Here is a 16,932-nt window from a genome sequence, read left to right on the forward strand (position 1 = left end):
AATGAATGGTGCATCTGGGAACATCTCTTTCAACTCTGGCATCAAAGGACCGTTCGGGCCATTCTCAAAGCTAGTAGTTAAGATCGTTGGCAACTTAAAGTACTTAGCTGCATCTGCTAATGCCAACACATTGTTCTTGAAGCGGTCTGGCTCGATATCGCGCACTAAAGATAACAGGCCTGCTTGGTGATCTACTAATAAAACTACTGCGTTATCACGGTCTAGACGTACGTATGGTTTGTTCATTTTCATTTCCTTTTTTATAGTGTGTTAGTTAGTTAATTCGTTTGTTGCTGGAACGGTTCCCACTATACGGAGATGATTAATTGCACACTAGATGGTTAAATAGTAAATTACTTTTTATTTAATTGAACAATGGCTCGTGGTAACACTATTGGTGTAATTTGTAACTTACATTTGTGCAGGCCGCTTGGGGCGGAAGCAGGCAACAATTCTTTAGTAGTGCTACTATGTTGATAACATCCCCAATAAAATTTGAGCCTAGCCTTAGGTGCAAGCTTTTCAGCAGTAAAGAGTAAGTTGCGCGCCGTTGTTGCTAATGTCACAGCTAATATAAGCCATTGATACAGATGAAATTTATGAGTACCAATCAGAGATGGAATCTTAAGTGCCTCGCAGCCGCTGTGATCACTGTGCTAGTGGTGTTTCTTTTTCTTAATCATTTCCTTCATTTGCAAAAACAGAAGTTGCAAGCAGACGAAGCATTGAAGTCGTCTGTTTATGGCAACCTGCTTTGGACCGAGGTTGACCGCGAATTAAATTCACTTTTATTTATTTCCAATGGCATGGCCAGTTTTATCTCTGCCTATAGGGATGACCTGCGTCCGGAGAAAATCCAGTTCATACTTAAAGACTTATGGCAGCGTTCCAAGCATGTCCGTAATCTGGGTGTGGCCGTCGGTTACAAAATTACTTATGTGTACCCTGAGGCTAATAATTTAAAAGTAATTGGTAAGGATTTCCGCGATATCCCTCAGCAATGGCCCAAGGTAAAGCAGGCTGTGGATACCCGCCAAGGTGTGTTTGATGGACCTGTAGACTTAATACAAGGCGGCAGGGGGTTTGTTTATCGCTACCCCATATATCTGGATGATCAGTATTGGGGAATCATGTCTACTGTCATCAATACCGATGACTTTTTAGATGCAGCATTCAAAAATACGCCCAAAAATCATCAATTTGCCATCCGAACTCATGACAATAAAAAAGTCTTTTATGGTGATCCGCAGCTGTTTACAGATAAAAACACCTATAAGCAGACCAGTATCGTGCCAAACGGCAAATGGGAATGGGCGATTAAAAACCATACCAACACATTTACCAATCAATTGCTTGTTTACCAGATTGTTGGGTTTTTATTCAGTTTGCTATGTGGGGTAATGGTTTACCGGATGATCCACGCAATGCGCAGGCTATCTGAACAAGCCATGCTGGATAGTCTGACTCACCTGCCAAACCGTAGGTTGTTACAAGATCGTATGGATGTTGCCTATCAGTCCTGTAACCGCTTACACAAGATGATGGCAATCCTAATCATCGATATCGATTACTTCAAAAAAATTAACGATACTTACGGCCATGATTTTGGGGATGAGGTGATTAAAACTGTGGCAAATGGCATTAAAGCCACGTTGCGTGATACCGATACCGTGAGCCGAGTAGGCGGCGATGAATTCATTGTACTGCTGAAGGAATTTAAAGTTTTAGACAATGTACATGCTATTGCACATAAGTTGACAGAGGTGTTTGCCAGCCCATGGCTAGTATTGGATAAAGAAATCACCATTCATTTAAGCATAGGGATTTCGGTTTACGACCCAGAGCACCCTGTGAGCATTAAAGAGCTGTTGAAAGAGGCGGATATCGCTTTATATGACTCTAAAGCGCAAGGCCGTAACCGCTTTAATTTTTATCAGAAGTAGCTGTGATTTTGCTTGCAGTATAAGCGTACTAACGATGCAGAGCCTGCAACAGTTAGAGCAAAGCAACAGGTTCATCTAAATTTTCAATCGCCTAATTGTTATGCACAAAATCCACAAATGAAGCCAGATTCATGGGTTTGGCTATAAAGAAACCCTGTGCGGTATCGCAACCCAGGCTTTTGAGCGTATTCCAGTCTTTCTGCGTTTCTACGCCTTCGGCCACACTTTTAACCTGTAGTTTGTGCGCCATTTCTATGCTGGATTCCACCACGATGCGCATTGCCTCGCAGTCAGATAAATCGGTGACGAACGACTGATCAATCTTCAGCTCACTAAATGCAATTCTTGTTAATTGCTGCATGGTGGAGTAGCCGGTGCCGTAATCGTCGATAGATAGCGTGAACCCTTTCATGCATAAACGCGTTAGATTCTCCAGTGCATGTGCCGCGTAGGACATTGCTGCAGTCTCGGTGATTTCTAAAATAATATGGTTAGGCTCAAGCCCGACTTCTCGGACGATACGTGTAATCTTGTCGGCAAACGTAGTGTCATCCAGTGATGCCAGAGAAATATTGACGGATAGGTTAAAGCTATGACCTCTATCGTGAAAATCGCGCAAGGCCATGGATGCTTTTTCCAGCATCATAAATGTTAAGCCTTCAATATTATTACTTTGCTCAAGCTGCGGGATAAAGCCATGAGGGCAAACCAAGCCGAAAGTTGGGTGATTCCAGCGTGCTAATACCTCCGCGCCTACTAATTGATCGGTGGCTAAATCTATCTTAGGTTGAAAGAATGGCTCAAACTCATCGGCTTCGATGCCTTGCAGAATATCTTTAAGCATAAAACCATCTGCAATATTTGCGGCTTCTAGCCATTTATTTTCTGAGCGCTCATATTTATGCAGCATGCTTCTGAGCTGAACCAGTGCCACGGGTTTTTCAATGGCGCCCAATAGTTTTATGCCATACATTTTTGCCATGCGCGCCGCCGAGCCGAGCAGCCTGCCGCCGAGTGCGCTCATCAGGATAATAGAAACATTGTGACGCTCTTGGCTTAAATGACGCAAAAACTCCAAGCCGTCCATCTCCGGCATGTTCAAGTCGCAGATAATAATATCTACCAGTTTTTCACTATTTCCACGCACCATTTCAATAGCGAGCTGGCCATTTTCTGCATCGTGGATGGAGTCTACCCCTAGTGTGCGTAGCATGTTAATGAGCATTTGACGCTGAAAATCATCGTCTTCAACAACTAAAATATTGAGCTCTTTTGTTTGCATGATTTTTCCACTTATTATTTTGTTTTTGGGGTTTTTATTGCAAGTAGACATGTTTCAAACTGCTGTATAGCGTCATTTAATGCAAAGATCATGGGCTGGAGGTTGCCCAGTTCGTTGCTTTTTGCTGCCAGTTCTATAAAGGTATATATTTTGGTGAGTTGGGTTGCGCCTACCATGCGGCTAGAGCCTTTAAGGCGATGTGCCATGCGCTGTGCATCTTCTTGTTCGCCTTGCTCCAATGCTTGAATAAGCTTAGGGTTGTCACCACGAATATAGCTCAGAAAGTCGGCTAGTACTTGAGCATGCTCAACACTATCTGGCACGACTTCTTTCAATATTTCAAAGTCGATTGGGCTGTTGCTGGGGCTGGTTACAGCAGGTGCTTCAGTTTCGCCATGCGTGTCCGCACTTACTGCGATGTTTAGCCACTTAATGAGAACCTCTTTCAATTGCATCAAATTAGCGGGCTTCACTAATAAATCATCCATGCCCGCGAGTTTGCAGCGTTCGTTTTCTTCGGCGAGTGCATTGGCTGTCCAGGCAACGATAGGTGTGTGTGGCCTGGCATCTTCTGCCTCAATTTTGCGTATGGTTTGTGTGAGTACATAGCCATCCATTTCCGGCATATGGCAGTCAGTAATGATCATGTTAAAACCACCGTCGCGCCACATTGCGAGAGCCAATTGGCCATTCTCAGCAGTTTTAGAACGCAAGCCCAGTAATTTTAGCTGGCGTGCCAGCAGGTTGCGGTTGATGGGGTGGTCATCTACCGCTAGGATAAGTGGCGCTTGGTTGTTATATTCAAATAAGGGTTGCACGCTCCTTCTTGCTACCTCTGGGTGCTGACTATGTACGGTCTCCGCGAGTGCGCTAGAAACAGGTAGCGTTAAGGTAAGGCTGAAAGTAGAGCCATGACCTAGCTCACTCTCTAGCTCAATTTTACCGCCCATCATCTCTGCCAGACGGCGACAGATGGCCAAGCCCAAACCAGTGCCGCCATACATGCGCGCAGTATCTGCGCTTTCCTGCCGATAGCGCTGGAATAGGTGCTGCTGCACCTCTTTACTCATGCCTATACCGGTATCTTTTACCGAGAAGCGTATGGTTTCGCTGCCATCAAGTTGGCTAACCAACTCGGCACGAATTTCAATGCCGCCATGCTCGGTAAATTTAATCGCGTTGCTCACAAAGTTATTTAATACCTGTGACAGACGTAGCGGGTCCACCATATGTGCGCTACTTAGCCGTGGGTCGGTGTGCTGCGCAATCATCAGGCTTTTGGCACTGGCCACCCTTGAGTAGGTGTTGTCTACTTCTTGCAATAACTGCTTAATGTGTGTGACGCTAGGTGAAAGCTCTAGTTTGCCGGCTTCGATTTTTGACCAGTCCAGAATGTCGCTCACAATGCGTAACAAGCTTCTGCCAGAATCCCAGGCCGCTTGCAGGGTTTCGTTCTGCTCATGGTCTAAGGGGGTTAATGACAGCACTTCCAACATGCCCAACATACCGGTGAGTGGTGTGCGTATTTCATGGCTCATGGTGGCGAGGAAGGAGTCTTTGGCGCGATTCGCCAGTTCTGCCTGCTCTTTGGCAGAAACGAGCGCCTGCTCGCTGAGCTTGCGCGCAGTAATATCTTTAAACACAATGCCGACTTGCTTGCTGTCATCTCCCCCGATGCGCGACGCAAATACATCGTAATGCCGGTTCATTGCATTTGCACGGTTTTCAAAACGAATGGCTTCGCCCGTGAATGCTACTTTTCCATAAATTTCAAACCAATAACTATCGTGATCAGGCACCATTTCACGAATGGTCTTGCCTAAAGCTTGTTTTAATCCTGTTTGGTTTTCGAAAGCGTGATTTATTTCTAAAAAACGGTAATCAATTGGCTTCCCCTCCGCGTCATAAAGCATCTCTATCACGCAGAAGCCTTCATCCATCGAGTTAAATAACATGCGATAGCGCTCTTCGCTATATAGCAAAGACGCGTTTGCTTGTTCAACTTCTTGGATAAATTTGCGCTGGCGGCCCAGCACTATACTGAAAACAACCCCCATTAATGTAAATACGCCGATAGAAATTAGCGAGAATGGGCTTTGCAGTTTGAATGAAAATACCGGTGGAATGAAAAACCACCAGACGATGACTACAGAAGTGAAGGTGGCGAGTAATCCGCCGCGCAAGCCACCTAGCCATGCGCTCAGAAAAACTGCGGGATAAAACAGAAACCATGCAAACGGCTGCACGTCATTTCCATATTCCCATTGTACGAAGAAAGCAAGGCAAGGCGGTAGCATTGCCAAAATCAGAGGCAGACTATTTAGACTGCGCTGACTCATTGCAGTTGATAAATCTCAGTATTAATAACAACGGCCGCCCAATTTAACATAGGGTTCCTTATTATTTTTTTTAGATGTCGGATTGATTATGAGTGTTTATAACAAGAAATGCAAATGACAATTAATGCAAAGGTGGGTTGCACAGTTAATACTTATAAATCAATAGGTAATGAATTTTTGATGGTGTTGTTCTTGATGCAGATACAAGGTGGTGTCACTGAGGGTTTAACTTAGTAGATAAGCAAACCCTCAGTGTTAGTGCAATATTATTGGGCTAATTACTGGCCTAGGCGTCTGCCATAGCTCACTGCATAAGCAGCAGGACGCGCTAGTAATATCGGGTCATCAGATGCTGCGATGCCATCCACTAAGTTAAGTGGGTTGAACATCGTTGCTTTCTCAAAGGCGACACCATTTGCATCCACATTTTTAAGGGTAAGCGTGCCTAGTTCAACTTGCTTTCTTGTCTCTGGCCACACTACTGTAGGGTCATTTACTGCATCATTTTTATCCGCCAATTGCACTGAAATTTTGAACTTAGCAGGCGCTTTGCTCAAGCGTGCTGGCAACTCATCTATTAAATAATTAGGCGCGGCATTGGCAGTTTGTTCTTTGCTTAAGAATTCAGTACCGTTGATTGGGGTAATGCGGTAGCGACCATACTGGGTTACACCTTGAGCGTTGGTAAATTTAAATGCGTTTACACCATAAAAGGCCTCTGTGGCAAAGCTCACAGGCGCGGGTTTAGGCATTTGTACGAAACTTAGCGCAGCAGGGTGCGAGCCTAAGAATTGCTCAATCGGTGTTGGTTTGGCAGCGCTCGGGCCACTCGTTGCAATTGCGTTGAGCAGGCCTAAAAAGTCTTCAGGTGTAGCTGCCGGAAAGCCATTGGTAGAAATGCTCACAATATCTGTATAAGTAGCATCCGCTAGCTGAAAGCGGATGGCGATACCTTTAGGAAACGAGTTGCCATCGGCATCCGGAATCGTTGGCAAGCCGGTAGCATCGGAGAAACGCACGGTGACAGGGCTGGCTTTTGCCTGCAAGTGCGCAGCACTACTGAGGCTGGCCGCAGATTTGGCTGGTACAAACTCACCTTGTACCACTATGCCCTTGGCGTGGTTGGCGCGATAACCTTTGTATGGGCCGCCTGATAACTTGGTGAGTGTGTTCACAATTTGCTCAACGACGGGTTTATCGCTTTCAGCTATGGGTGCATCCTCTGCATAAGCGTTAGCAATGTTTAAAACTAGGGCCGTGAGGGCAAAACTTTTAATCAAGGTATTTTTTGTTTTCATCATATTGTCCTAAGTATAAAAAGTGGTTGGCACGTTAAATAAAAGTACTTCAGTTAAAGGGGATTTAAATTCTTAATCAAATTGGTTCTAAGCAAAATAAGCTGATTATTTAACGCTTGCAGTTCGTTGATGGTACAGCCAGTACTACATGCAATTTGAGTATGTACATCAGTCGCCTGCGTTTGCAGTAGCTTTCCAGCTTCTGTGAGCGTGATAATCACTTTGCGTTCATCTTCACGAGCACGCTGGCGTTGAACCATGCCTAGCTTCTCTAAGCGTTTAAGTAAGGGTGTTAAGGTGCCAGAGTCGGAAAATAATCGTTCGCTGATGTTATTGACCGTCATACCGTCTTTTTCCCACAACACCAATAACACTAAATATTGGGGATAAGTCAGCTTTAGCTTTGATAGCAAAGGTTTATATGTCTTGGTCATACTCAATGATGCTGAGTAGAGCGCAAAGCAAAGTTGTAAATCTACATTCAGCACTTTGGTTGCTGAAATACTTTCATTAGGTGTTGTAGTATCGTTCATGGATTTATAATACTTCACAATTAAATTGTGTGCAATATAATTGTTGTAAGTAAAAATGCAATCTTGAGTTTTTACTGGATTAAGTGGTATTAAATATAGAAGTTGTTCGTGCTTGTTATTAGCAAAAATCTTAATCTATACTCAATTATTAATCTCAATACAACTTGCGCATCGCTTAATTTGTAGCATCAGGCGGCAATATTGCCGCATCCGCTAGAATTACTTTACGCTTTGTTGCAATAAAAAATTAGTGTGGATAGGCAACAAGAGAATATTGCCTGAGCGTGGCTTGGGTAAACAGATCAGCCTTTTATTATAATTATTAGTTTTTAATATATAAGTTTTAAATATTAAAAGTTATATATATGCCGTTATATTATCCAGCCTGAATTGCATTAGGGGTACTTTATGGGGCATATAGAATTTAACGAGTATGGTGAAGCCGAATATAAGGCAAGAAGCGGCCCGCCCGTCATCACCTTTAAAAATCTCAATCAGGTTAGCCTTTCAATCAGGGCGAGTGCTTTGGTGTTTGAAGACCCAGAGTCTTGCAAGTTGCTATCATTGATTGAACGGGTTGCCCCTAGTGATGTGACTGCTTTTATTATGGGCGAGACCGGTACCGGCAAGGAACTAGTAGCGCGCCATTTGCACGCATTAAGCCCACGTAAACACGGGCCATTTGCAGCGATTAATTGCGGTGCATTTTCTGAGTCCTTAGTGGAAAGTGAGCTGTTTGGGCACGAGAAAGGCTCGTTTACTGGTGCAGTCTCCAGCAAGCAAGGCTGGTTTGAAAGTGCCAATGGCGGGACCTTGTTCCTAGATGAGATTGGTGATTTACCGCTATCCACACAAGTTAAATTATTGCGCGTGATTCAGCAGCGTGAGATTGTGCGTGTAGGTTCCAGAAAAGCCACGCCTATTGATGTGCGCCTAGTGGCAGCCACCAATGTCAATTTGGAAGATGCAGTAAAAGCCGGCCGCTTCAGGGAAGATTTGTATTACCGCATTAATGTGGTGCCAATTCAGATTGCACCTTTGCGTAATAGAGTTGGTGATATTTTGCCGTTAGCCGAGCATTTTCTGTCCATCTACAAAAATCGCCTGCATACCAAACAGCCGATTTTAGCGCCGGAAACCATCAAGCTACTGCATGACTACCCTTGGCCAGGCAATATTCGTGAGCTTGAAAATGTGATTCACCGTGCATTATTGGTGAGTGACGGTAATGAGCTGCGCCCGCGCGATTTAAATTTACCGGCAATCCAGTTGGCGTCAGGCGCATCATCTGGTGCGGCGGCTGATAACGCTTTTCATTATGCAAGTAATGAGGCGTGCACATTAGATAAAGCGCTCAATGAGATTATTCAATCCGAGCCTGAGCACTTATATGAAACGGTTAATCGCAAGTTAGTGTTGTCTGCTTATACATATTGCCGCCAAAATCAGGTGCAAACCGCCAGAGTGCTTGGCATTAGTAGAAACATCTTACGCACGCTATTAAAGCAGTTTGGCGTGATTCAATAATTAGCAATCATGTTGTTCACTACGCAACACCCCTGTTTGATAAGAAGCAGGGGTGTTTTTTTTTAACCATAAATTCAGGCAAAAACGCCATTTTTAGCCCTTAATTGCAGGCATGAATCGTGCTGATGTTAATGGGTACGTTTTACTTAATTGACGCATTATTCGCAAAGGATTAAAAAATGAAAGTTGTTGCTATCTCAGGCAGCCTTAGCGCGCCATCCCGTACCAAGGCATTGGTAGAAAATATTCTTAACAACGTAACGCAGAAAGTGCATGCCAAACATACTCTGATTGATATTGCACAGTTTGCCCCCGAGCTAGGCAGTACCGTTACTTATAATGATTTCCCTAAAGTGTTGTTTGATGCGTATGCGGCAATAGCCGAGGCTGATTTAATTATTATCGGCACGCCTGTGTACAAAGCATCCTATACCGGTTTATTGAAACACTTTTTTGATTTGCTGGATCCTAAGTTGCTGGTGGGTAAGGTTGGTGTGTTGGCAGCTACTGGCGGCACCGACCAGCATGCTTTGGTGTTGGAGTATCAACTAAGACCATTGGTTAGCTTTTTTGGCGTGACCACAGCACCTACCGCTATTTATGCGCGTGATAATGAATTTATTGATTACCGTTTACATAGCGAGGCGATTGAAGCACGCGTTAACACCGCGGTTAACCAGGCGCTTAATTTGCTAGAAAATAAAGCTGCTCAGGCATTAGCTGCTTAAATTAAACAGTAGTAAACATAAAAAAGCCCATGCATTTCTGCATGGGCTTTTTACTTTGGTTTTTTATTATTGATAGTTTTAGTTTGCTTGTGTAATAACCGCAAGCTTGGTGATGCCAGAGCGCTCAATTGCCGCCATCACTTTTGCCACTGAGCCATATTTAACAGACTCGTCTGAGTTCAAATGATAGGACTGCTCTGGGTTGCTGTTGTACCTTGATTTCAACTCAGGCTCTAGTGCCGCCAGTGCCACCGCCTGCTTATCAATGTAAACATTGCCTTCTGCATTCACGCTAATAGTGACCGGAGTGCTGGAGTCTGCTAGTTTGGTTGCGCTGGCTTTAGGTAAGTTAACGGTGATTGCATTATTGAGCAGTGGGGCAGTCACAATAAATACCACCAGTAGCACCAACATTACATCTACTAAAGGGGTGACGTTAATCTCGCTTAATACGTCATCCCCATCGCTTTGGGAGGAAAAGGCCATTATGCTACCGCTCCTTTCAGGTTGTGCACCACGGCTTTTTCGCCTTGGTTAGCGGTTGCGTCAGTATTTTTTCTGAACGTTGCCTTGCGTGACAGAGTAATCAAGTCTTCTGCAAAGTCATCCAGATTATTGCTGCTGGTTTTTAATCTGCGTAAAAAGAAGTTATAAGCCAATACCGCTGGTACCGCTACCGCGATACCTACTGCAGTTGCAATCAAAGCCTCACCAATCGGACCAGCCACTACATCCAAGCTGGCAGAGCCAGTTTTGCCGATAGCAGACAGCGCATGCATGATGCCCCAAACCGTGCCAAACAGACCAACGAACGGTGCAGTGCTGCCGATGCTGGCAAGCACCACTAGGCCGCTCTCTCTGGTGACGCGCTCCTTCTGGATTTGCTGGCGTAATGCGCGCTCTAATACATCTTGTCTATCGCCAAAGTGCTGTAAATCATTGGCGGTGTTGGAATCAATATCTTTTAATACATTAAAACCTACAGTGGCGACCCGGTAGGCCGGGCCATTGTGGTCTTTAAGATCAGCGGCTGATTGGAAGTTACGCGCGCTCCAGAATGCCGCTCTGTACTTAACATTTTGCTTACGGATTAACCATACCTGTAAAGATTTGGCCAAGATTAAAGTCCAAGTGACAAAAGACCCTGCAATCAGCGTTAGCAGCACGGCTTGTACAACAATGGAGGTAGAAGTGTCAGAAAAATTATACATAGTAATATTACCTTTATTTAGCTAGTTTGAATTCAATAGGGACAGTCGCCCAGCCATCAATGGCGGTGCCGCCACGTTTGGATGGAATGAAGGTCCAGTTTCTTACGGCATTGGTTGCCGATTCATCCAAGGTCTTGCGACCGCTGGATTGTTTTATTTCCACTTTGTCCGGCTTACCGTTTGCCAGCACATGCACGCGCAGCAGAACTTTGCCTTCCCAGCCTTGGCGCTGTGCAAACGCTGGATAATCTGGCGGTGGGTTATTTAAATAAGCCGCGTTACCCGTGGCCTCGGTGATCGGTTCTTCCACTTTTACCGGCGGTGCTTCTGGTGCCGGTGGCGCAGCAACTACTGGTGCCGCAGTGACCGGTGCCTGACGGTTTTCTGGAATCGTGATTGCATCGGCTGGCACGTTGTCCTGAGCCACTGCTGTGCGTAGCGCCGGCGCAGGTTTCTCTGCTTGTGGCGTTACCGATTTCACCACCTTGGGTGGCGGAGGTGGCGGTTTAGGCGGCTCTATTACTTCAGGTGGTTTGGGTTTGATAAACTCAATTTCCACCTTATTCACTTTAGGCTGCGGCACTGCCGGTGTTGCCGGGTAGTTCAAATAAGCAATCACAGCCGCGCCATGCAAGAGCGCCGCCAATGCGCCTAATGCAAACAAGTGACTTTTATTGATGGCGGTATGCTCAATCGCAGTGTCTGGTTTAAAGTCGTATGCGGTACGGTACGGATAGGTCACCGTTTCAGTGTCGTAGGCCGCGGGTGCCTCTATACCAACACTGGCAAATGCGACTGAAGATCTGGTTAATGTAGACATATTAATCCCTCTGCCAGGTGTGATGATTTGCAACCAGCATTACTCAACCCCCGCCATTGAGAAGTCAGACATCACATCCGTCTTGATACTTTGAAATAAATACGAAGAGCGGTCGCGCGGACGAGGCAGTGGAACCGGCACAATGCGCTTGATGCGGCCTGGGTGAGACTCCATGACCACAATACGGTCACCCAAAAACACTGCCTCTTCAACATCGTGCGTGACTAAGATGGTGGTGAGGCCTTCTTGCTCCCACAGGCGTTGCAGCTCTTGCTGTAGCTTTAGTCTGGTCAGCGCGTCCAGTGCGCCAAATGGTTCATCCAGCAGCAATAGCTTTGGTTTTAATACCAGGGCTCTGGCAATGGCGACACGCTGTGACATACCGCCAGAAATCTGGTGCGGGTAGGCTTTTTCAAACCCAGTCAAACCAACCACGTTAATCTGCTGCTGCACACGCAGTTTGCGCTCATGGCTAGGCACATCGGTGGCGGAAAAAGCCAGGTCGATATTTTCTTCCACGGTCATCCACGGGAACAAGCGATGCTCCTGAAACACAATGCCACGGCTAAGGTCGGTTCCGGTCACCAAATTACCCTGATAGATAATAGACCCTGCGTACTGAGTATCCAGCCCTGCGATTAACCTGAGCAAAGTAGATTTGCCGCAACCACTGGTGCCGACGATAGATAGAAACTCACCCGGGATAATTTCAAGGTTAATGCCATCCAGCACTTTTAACGTCGTATTTTGTAATTGGTAACTTTTTACTACGTCCTGAATCAGTAGCGATTCTTCATTCGTCGTTTTATTGGTTTCTACGCCGACCAGATTTTTATTGGGGTGAAGCTCTGCAGGGGAATCTGTTGCTATATTCACCTTGTTAAAAGGTGTAGCGCTTTTGCTAAAGTCTATAGCCACGTTATATGTTGTCATGCCTTAAATTCTCCATACCGATAAACAATTGCCACAAGTGGCTCTGAATCTATACTGCAAGCGCCATGCCAACATAAATTTATGTTTATAAACATGGTGTTAATTTATTTTCTCTATTTTTTAAGTAGAAAGTTTGTTGCTTAAACAACAGCCGTTATGTGCTTGCTGTTGAATTAGCAGCATGTGCATATGCTGCCGTGTGCATGCTGCGGCTGTTGCCTAGGCAACAGAGCTGTTGCTGCTGCCACAAGTGGGCTGCGGCTTAATCAGCAGATTGGCTAATAAATTAAGTTTATGTTGCGTAACAAGTTGATTTGTATGCATTTTGTTTGTTGGCATGAAGCGTGCTCAATCCTTATGAAACTTGCGTGTATCCATACATTAAATATTTCACGCATTAAATATCTAAGGAGAAATCATGAGTAAAGCATTAGACACACTTTGGTATACACGTTGCCCAGTGCCAACCGGCTTAGGCATTGCCGTGCAAAAAGGCTGGTTGGAAGAGAGCTTTCGCGCTAAATCTACCAAGATTGAATCACTGCGCGAGTCTGCAAATCAATCGGTACGTGAATCGCACTTTGACCATACGTTGGCTAATTCAGTCAGGCATGGCGGTAATATCCCGGCGATATGGGCGCGTGCTATTGGCCGTGAAACCAAAGTAATCGGCCTGTCATGGGCAGACGAGGCGCAACTGATTTTAACGACGCCTAACTCTGGCATCCGCAATGTTAAGGATTTAAAAGGCAGGAAGTTTGGCTTACCTAAGTGGGTCAATGTACAGATTGATTTTGTGCGCGCCCAAGCATTGCGTGGCCTGGAAAATGCACTGAGCCTAGATGGATTGGCAGTAAGCGATGTAGAGATTGTGGATTACGAGATTGGCATAGGTTATAGCGATGCGCCAGCCAAGAAAAGTGCAGATGGCAGCTATATCTTTGGTAGCCAGTCCGGTAGCCGTAACGACGAGTTAATCGGCCTACTGCGTGGCGAGGTGGATGCCATCTTCCTCAAAGGCGCAAGCGCGGTAGCGTTGGCGAGCCAGCTTAATCTGGTGACGGTGATTGATACCGGTGCGCATCCTGAGCCGCTGATACGTGCTAACAACGGCACGCCACGTACTTTAAGCGTAGATACCCATTTGATTGAAAACCATTTTGATGCGGCTGAGCGCATCGTGGAGCAAGTGCTGCGCGCCGAAGATTGGGCGCATGCGCACCCAGATGAAACGCGCCGCTTCTTGGCCAAAGAAACCAACAGCAGTGAGTATTGGGTAAGCGTGGCATATGGCGCTGATGCGCATTTACGTTTGCAGACCGATTTTGCGCAGACCTCTATCGATGGTTTGCAGGATTTCGTGAATTTTCTGCATCGCTGGGAATTTATTCCTCAGTCATTCAATGTGAATGACTGGATTGATACCAGACCTTACGATTCCGTAATCAGCAAACGCCAGGCGGCTACCGCCTGATAGGCTTGGTATGCGAGTGCCAGGCTACTTCTTGTATTTGAATGTGAGAACAAAATGAATTTCAGTGTTAAAAATGGTACCCCTGTGATTGCGTGGTTATTGGTGGGCTTTGCCTTTATGTTTGGCCTGCTTACCGATGCCAATGCCGACCCAGCCAAAGAGGTTAGGATTGCAACCGTAGCTTATAACGTAAATGGCAAGATAGGCTTTAACGGTACGGCTGCCATTGTTGAGGAGCAGGGCTGGCTAAAAGAGGAGCTTAAAAAGCAAGGCGTAACACTGACTTGGGTACCGGTTACCGCGCAATCGGTAGGGGTGACCATCAACGAGGGCTTTGCCAATAAAAGTATAGACTTTGCGGGCTATGGCGATTTGCCATCTATCATTCTTAACTCTGGCGGCATAGAAACGCGCATTGTGGTGCCGGGCGGGCGTGGCAATAACGTGTATCTGGTGGTGCCTCCTAACTCCACTGCAAAAACGCTGGCCGACCTTAAAGGTAAACGCATTGCACTGCATCGTGGCCGCCCTTGGGAAATCGCATTTGCGCGCTATGTGGCAGCCAGTGGGTTTAAATTCTCTGATTTCAAAATTTCTAACTTAAACCCGGGTGCTGGTGCTGCTGCGTTAGCTGCCGGCAATGTGGATGCGTTTGTGACTTTGAGCGATGCTTATCAGTTGGAAGATAAAAAAGTAGGCAAGATTATTTGGTCCACTAAGAGCGCTGCGCAAGATTGGAAAATGCGCGCTGAGTTATGGGGCGCCAAAGACTTTATTGCGCAAAACCCGGCCATCACACAGATCATTGCTACTGCTTACGTCAGAGCGGTGTACTGGACCTCGCAAGAGGAGCATCTGGATGATTATTTGAAAATTGCCAATCAAAATGGTCAGCCTGAGAATGTATTCAGACGTGAATATTCAAATGATTCTGTGCCATGGAAGATACGCTGGAGCCCGCTGTTTGATGACTTAGTGCTCGATCATTACGCAAATGTTGCCCAATACAGCCGTCAGGCCAACCTGATTCGCAAGGATGTGAATACCAAGCAGTTATTTGATGCTCGCTTTTTAAATGCAGCCATCAAAGAGCTCAAGCTTGAAGGTTATTGGCAACCGAGAAAAGTAGCACTTAAAGGGGCTTAAGTGATGAAAAAAATACGGGATTTAGCCAATAGCCTGCATACCAATGCATTGTTCTTTGTGTCGCCGATATTGTTGTTGCTTGCATGGGCGTGGGTATGCAGTGCGGGCATATTTCCTGAGCAGATTTTAGTTTCACCCGCTGGCGTATACCAAACTGCGCATGAGCTTTGGGGTAGTGGCGAGTTGCAGTCACATCTGCATGACAGCTTGTACCGTCTGGTATTGGGTTTTGCTATCGGCGTATTGCTAGGCATGGTGTTTGGTGTGTTGATGGGGCTGTTTAAACCTATTGATGCTTTTTTTGCACCTAGCTTTAACGCATTGCGTCAGGTGCCGACCATCGCTTTTATCCCCATGCTGGTTATGATTTTTGGGGTGGAAGAAACATTCAAGATAGTGGTGGTGGCTAAAGCGGCCTTTTTCCCGATCACTATGGCTACCTATGATGCAGTTAAAGGCATACCGCGTAGTTATTTTGAGGTTTCTAAGGTGTACCAGCTATCGCACTTTAGTTTAGTCCGGCACGTTATTCTGCCAGCGACGGTACCGCCGATACTGACCGGCCTACGCTTAGCGCTGGGTCGCTCTTGGATGGTGCTTGTGGCGGCCGAGCTGATTGCGGCAGACAGCGGCATCGGGCAAATGATGGAAATGGGCAGGCAGATGTTCAGAATAGATATCGTGTTGGTGGGGGTGCTGGTAACAGGGCTGATCGGTTTCTTGCTGGACCGTAGTTTGCGCTCGGTAGAGACGCATCTTGGCCGCTGGCAACAAAGCTAATTAGCAGAGGTAATGATGAATATAATTAATCAGTTTTTATTGAATGTTAAGCATTTTAGTGGGTTGTTACTGCCCATTACGGTGGCCGTGGTGTGGGAGTTTATGTCGCGCCAAGGCGATGCCTATACCTATATTTTTGTGCCGTTAAGCCAAATTTACAGCGGTTTTGTGGAGCTGATTCAAAGCGGGGAGTTGTTGATTAACCTCGTGGCAACTTTACAAACCACTGTGATTGGGTTGGTGATAGGTGGCTTTGCCGGCCTGTTTGTAGGTGGGCTAATGGCGGTGTCTCCGCTTGCCAATAAATTAATCGGCCCGCTATACCACACCCTGCGTCAGGTGCCATTGTTAGGCTTAATTCCGTTAATCGCCTTATGGTTTGGCAATGATTTGTTTTCTAAAATCTTGATTGTCAGCCTCGCGGCATTTTACCCGATTGTGCTGAATACCTTTGAGGGTATGCGCGGTGTAGAGCATAAGTATGTAGAAGTCGCATCGGTGCTTAAATTTAACCGTTTGCAGTTGTTAATCCATGTGTTGTTACCAGCGGCTACGCCATCCATCATGACAGGCCTGATGCATGCATTGGCTTTTGCCTGGGTATCTACCGTAGGCTCTGAGTTGCTATTCTCTACCGGCCCTGGCGTGGGTGGGTTGATGCTGATGGCACAGGAGTCATCAAGAATGGATATTGTGATTGTGGCTGTGGTGAGTATCGGTTTGACTGGTTTGCTGATGAACGCTAGCTTGTCTCATCTACGCCAATATTTGCTGCGTTGGCGCAGCGTACGCTGATGTTGTATTAAGCAAGTTATTCTCGTGGTGTTGTGTGCGGTGTGTCTGTGGATGCACCGCATTTTTTTTGTATAGATTTTGTTAGCCAGATTTTTCCGTATAAAGCTTAGTCAGCAATCATAT

15 protein-coding genes and 1 pseudogene are annotated in these 16,932 nt (G+C 45.9%); 7 read left to right on the forward strand and 9 right to left on the reverse strand.

What is annotated here, in order from left to right; genetic code table 11:
* Positions 1-246 (reverse strand): annotated as a pseudogene (locus tag VGD82_RS05010) (hydrolase); the annotation flags it as partial.
* Between the two features lie 353 nt (positions 247-599).
* Between VGD82_RS05010 and VGD82_RS05015 the strand changes: the two are divergent.
* Positions 600-1,943, forward strand: coding sequence for a sensor domain-containing diguanylate cyclase (locus VGD82_RS05015; protein ID WP_331019359.1), 1,344 nt, complete (start codon positions 600-602; stop codon positions 1,941-1,943).
* A gap of 91 nt (positions 1,944-2,034) precedes the next feature.
* Here the strand turns inward: VGD82_RS05015 and VGD82_RS05020 are convergent, their stop codons facing one another.
* From VGD82_RS05020 to VGD82_RS05035, 4 genes are all read right to left on the reverse strand, one after another.
* Complete coding sequence (locus tag VGD82_RS05020) at positions 2,035-3,225, reverse strand: EAL domain-containing response regulator (protein ID WP_331019360.1); 1,191 nt, start codon at positions 3,223-3,225, stop codon at positions 2,035-2,037.
* A gap of 14 nt (positions 3,226-3,239) precedes the next feature.
* The gene (locus tag VGD82_RS05025) at positions 3,240-5,564 is read right to left on the reverse strand and encodes an ATP-binding protein (RefSeq protein ID WP_331019361.1); all 2,325 of its coding nucleotides are present in this window, start codon (positions 5,562-5,564) and stop codon (positions 3,240-3,242) included.
* Positions 5,565-5,842: 278 nt separating this feature from the next.
* The gene (locus VGD82_RS05030) at positions 5,843-6,862 is read right to left on the reverse strand and encodes a catalase family peroxidase (RefSeq protein WP_331019454.1); all 1,020 of its coding nucleotides are present in this window, start codon (positions 6,860-6,862) and stop codon (positions 5,843-5,845) included.
* A 53-nt stretch (positions 6,863-6,915) separates the two neighbouring features.
* Positions 6,916-7,395: a MarR family transcriptional regulator gene (locus tag VGD82_RS05035; protein ID WP_331019362.1), complete on the reverse strand. Its 480-nt coding sequence runs from the start codon at positions 7,393-7,395 to the stop codon at positions 6,916-6,918.
* Positions 7,396-7,803: 408 nt separating this feature from the next.
* Between VGD82_RS05035 and VGD82_RS05040 the strand changes: the two genes are divergently transcribed.
* On the forward strand, positions 7,804-8,922 hold the full coding sequence (locus VGD82_RS05040) for a sigma-54 dependent transcriptional regulator (protein ID WP_331019363.1): 1,119 nt from the start codon (positions 7,804-7,806) through the stop codon (positions 8,920-8,922).
* A 179-nt stretch (positions 8,923-9,101) separates the two neighbouring features.
* Positions 9,102-9,650 (forward strand): NAD(P)H-dependent oxidoreductase, encoded by a 549-nt coding sequence (locus tag VGD82_RS05045; RefSeq protein ID WP_331019364.1) that lies wholly within the window; start codon positions 9,102-9,104, stop codon positions 9,648-9,650.
* Positions 9,651-9,728: 78 nt separating this feature from the next.
* On the opposite strand, the gene VGD82_RS05050 is transcribed toward VGD82_RS05045, so the two are convergent.
* Genes VGD82_RS05050 through VGD82_RS05065 form a run of 4 tightly spaced genes read right to left on the reverse strand, consistent with a single transcriptional unit; the run spans position 9,729 to position 12,614 of the window.
* Complete coding sequence (locus VGD82_RS05050) at positions 9,729-10,136, reverse strand: biopolymer transporter ExbD (RefSeq protein ID WP_331019365.1); 408 nt, start codon at positions 10,134-10,136, stop codon at positions 9,729-9,731.
* Positions 10,136-10,861, reverse strand: coding sequence for a MotA/TolQ/ExbB proton channel family protein (locus VGD82_RS05055; protein ID WP_331019366.1), 726 nt, complete (start codon positions 10,859-10,861; stop codon positions 10,136-10,138). Before VGD82_RS05055 ends, VGD82_RS05050 begins: the two co-directional genes overlap by 1 nt.
* A gap of 13 nt (positions 10,862-10,874) precedes the next feature.
* Positions 10,875-11,681, reverse strand: a complete 807-nt coding sequence (locus VGD82_RS05060; protein ID WP_331019367.1) for an energy transducer TonB — start codon at positions 11,679-11,681, stop codon at positions 10,875-10,877.
* A 39-nt stretch (positions 11,682-11,720) separates the two neighbouring features.
* The gene (locus VGD82_RS05065) at positions 11,721-12,614 is read right to left on the reverse strand and encodes an ABC transporter ATP-binding protein (protein WP_331019368.1); all 894 of its coding nucleotides are present in this window, start codon (positions 12,612-12,614) and stop codon (positions 11,721-11,723) included.
* 418 nt (positions 12,615-13,032) lie between these two features.
* On the opposite strand from VGD82_RS05065, the gene VGD82_RS05070 reads away from it, so the two are divergent.
* Genes VGD82_RS05070 through VGD82_RS05085 form a run of 4 tightly spaced genes read left to right on the forward strand, consistent with a single transcriptional unit; the run spans position 13,033 to position 16,809 of the window.
* The gene (locus VGD82_RS05070) at positions 13,033-14,088 is read left to right on the forward strand and encodes an ABC transporter substrate-binding protein (RefSeq protein ID WP_331019369.1); all 1,056 of its coding nucleotides are present in this window, start codon (positions 13,033-13,035) and stop codon (positions 14,086-14,088) included.
* Between the two features lie 54 nt (positions 14,089-14,142).
* Positions 14,143-15,234, forward strand: a complete 1,092-nt coding sequence (locus VGD82_RS05075; RefSeq protein WP_331019370.1) for an ABC transporter substrate-binding protein — start codon at positions 14,143-14,145, stop codon at positions 15,232-15,234.
* 3 nt (positions 15,235-15,237) lie between these two features.
* Positions 15,238-16,014 (forward strand): ABC transporter permease, encoded by a 777-nt coding sequence (locus tag VGD82_RS05080; RefSeq protein ID WP_331019371.1) that lies wholly within the window; start codon positions 15,238-15,240, stop codon positions 16,012-16,014.
* A 12-nt stretch (positions 16,015-16,026) separates the two neighbouring features.
* Positions 16,027-16,809, forward strand: a complete 783-nt coding sequence (locus VGD82_RS05085; protein WP_331019372.1) for an ABC transporter permease — start codon at positions 16,027-16,029, stop codon at positions 16,807-16,809.
* Positions 16,810-16,932: the final 123 nt, after the last annotated feature.

Origin of the sequence: Methylotenera sp., assembly GCF_036401095.1 — a bacterium.
In the GTDB taxonomy this organism is placed as follows: domain Bacteria; phylum Pseudomonadota; class Gammaproteobacteria; order Burkholderiales; family Methylophilaceae; genus Methylotenera.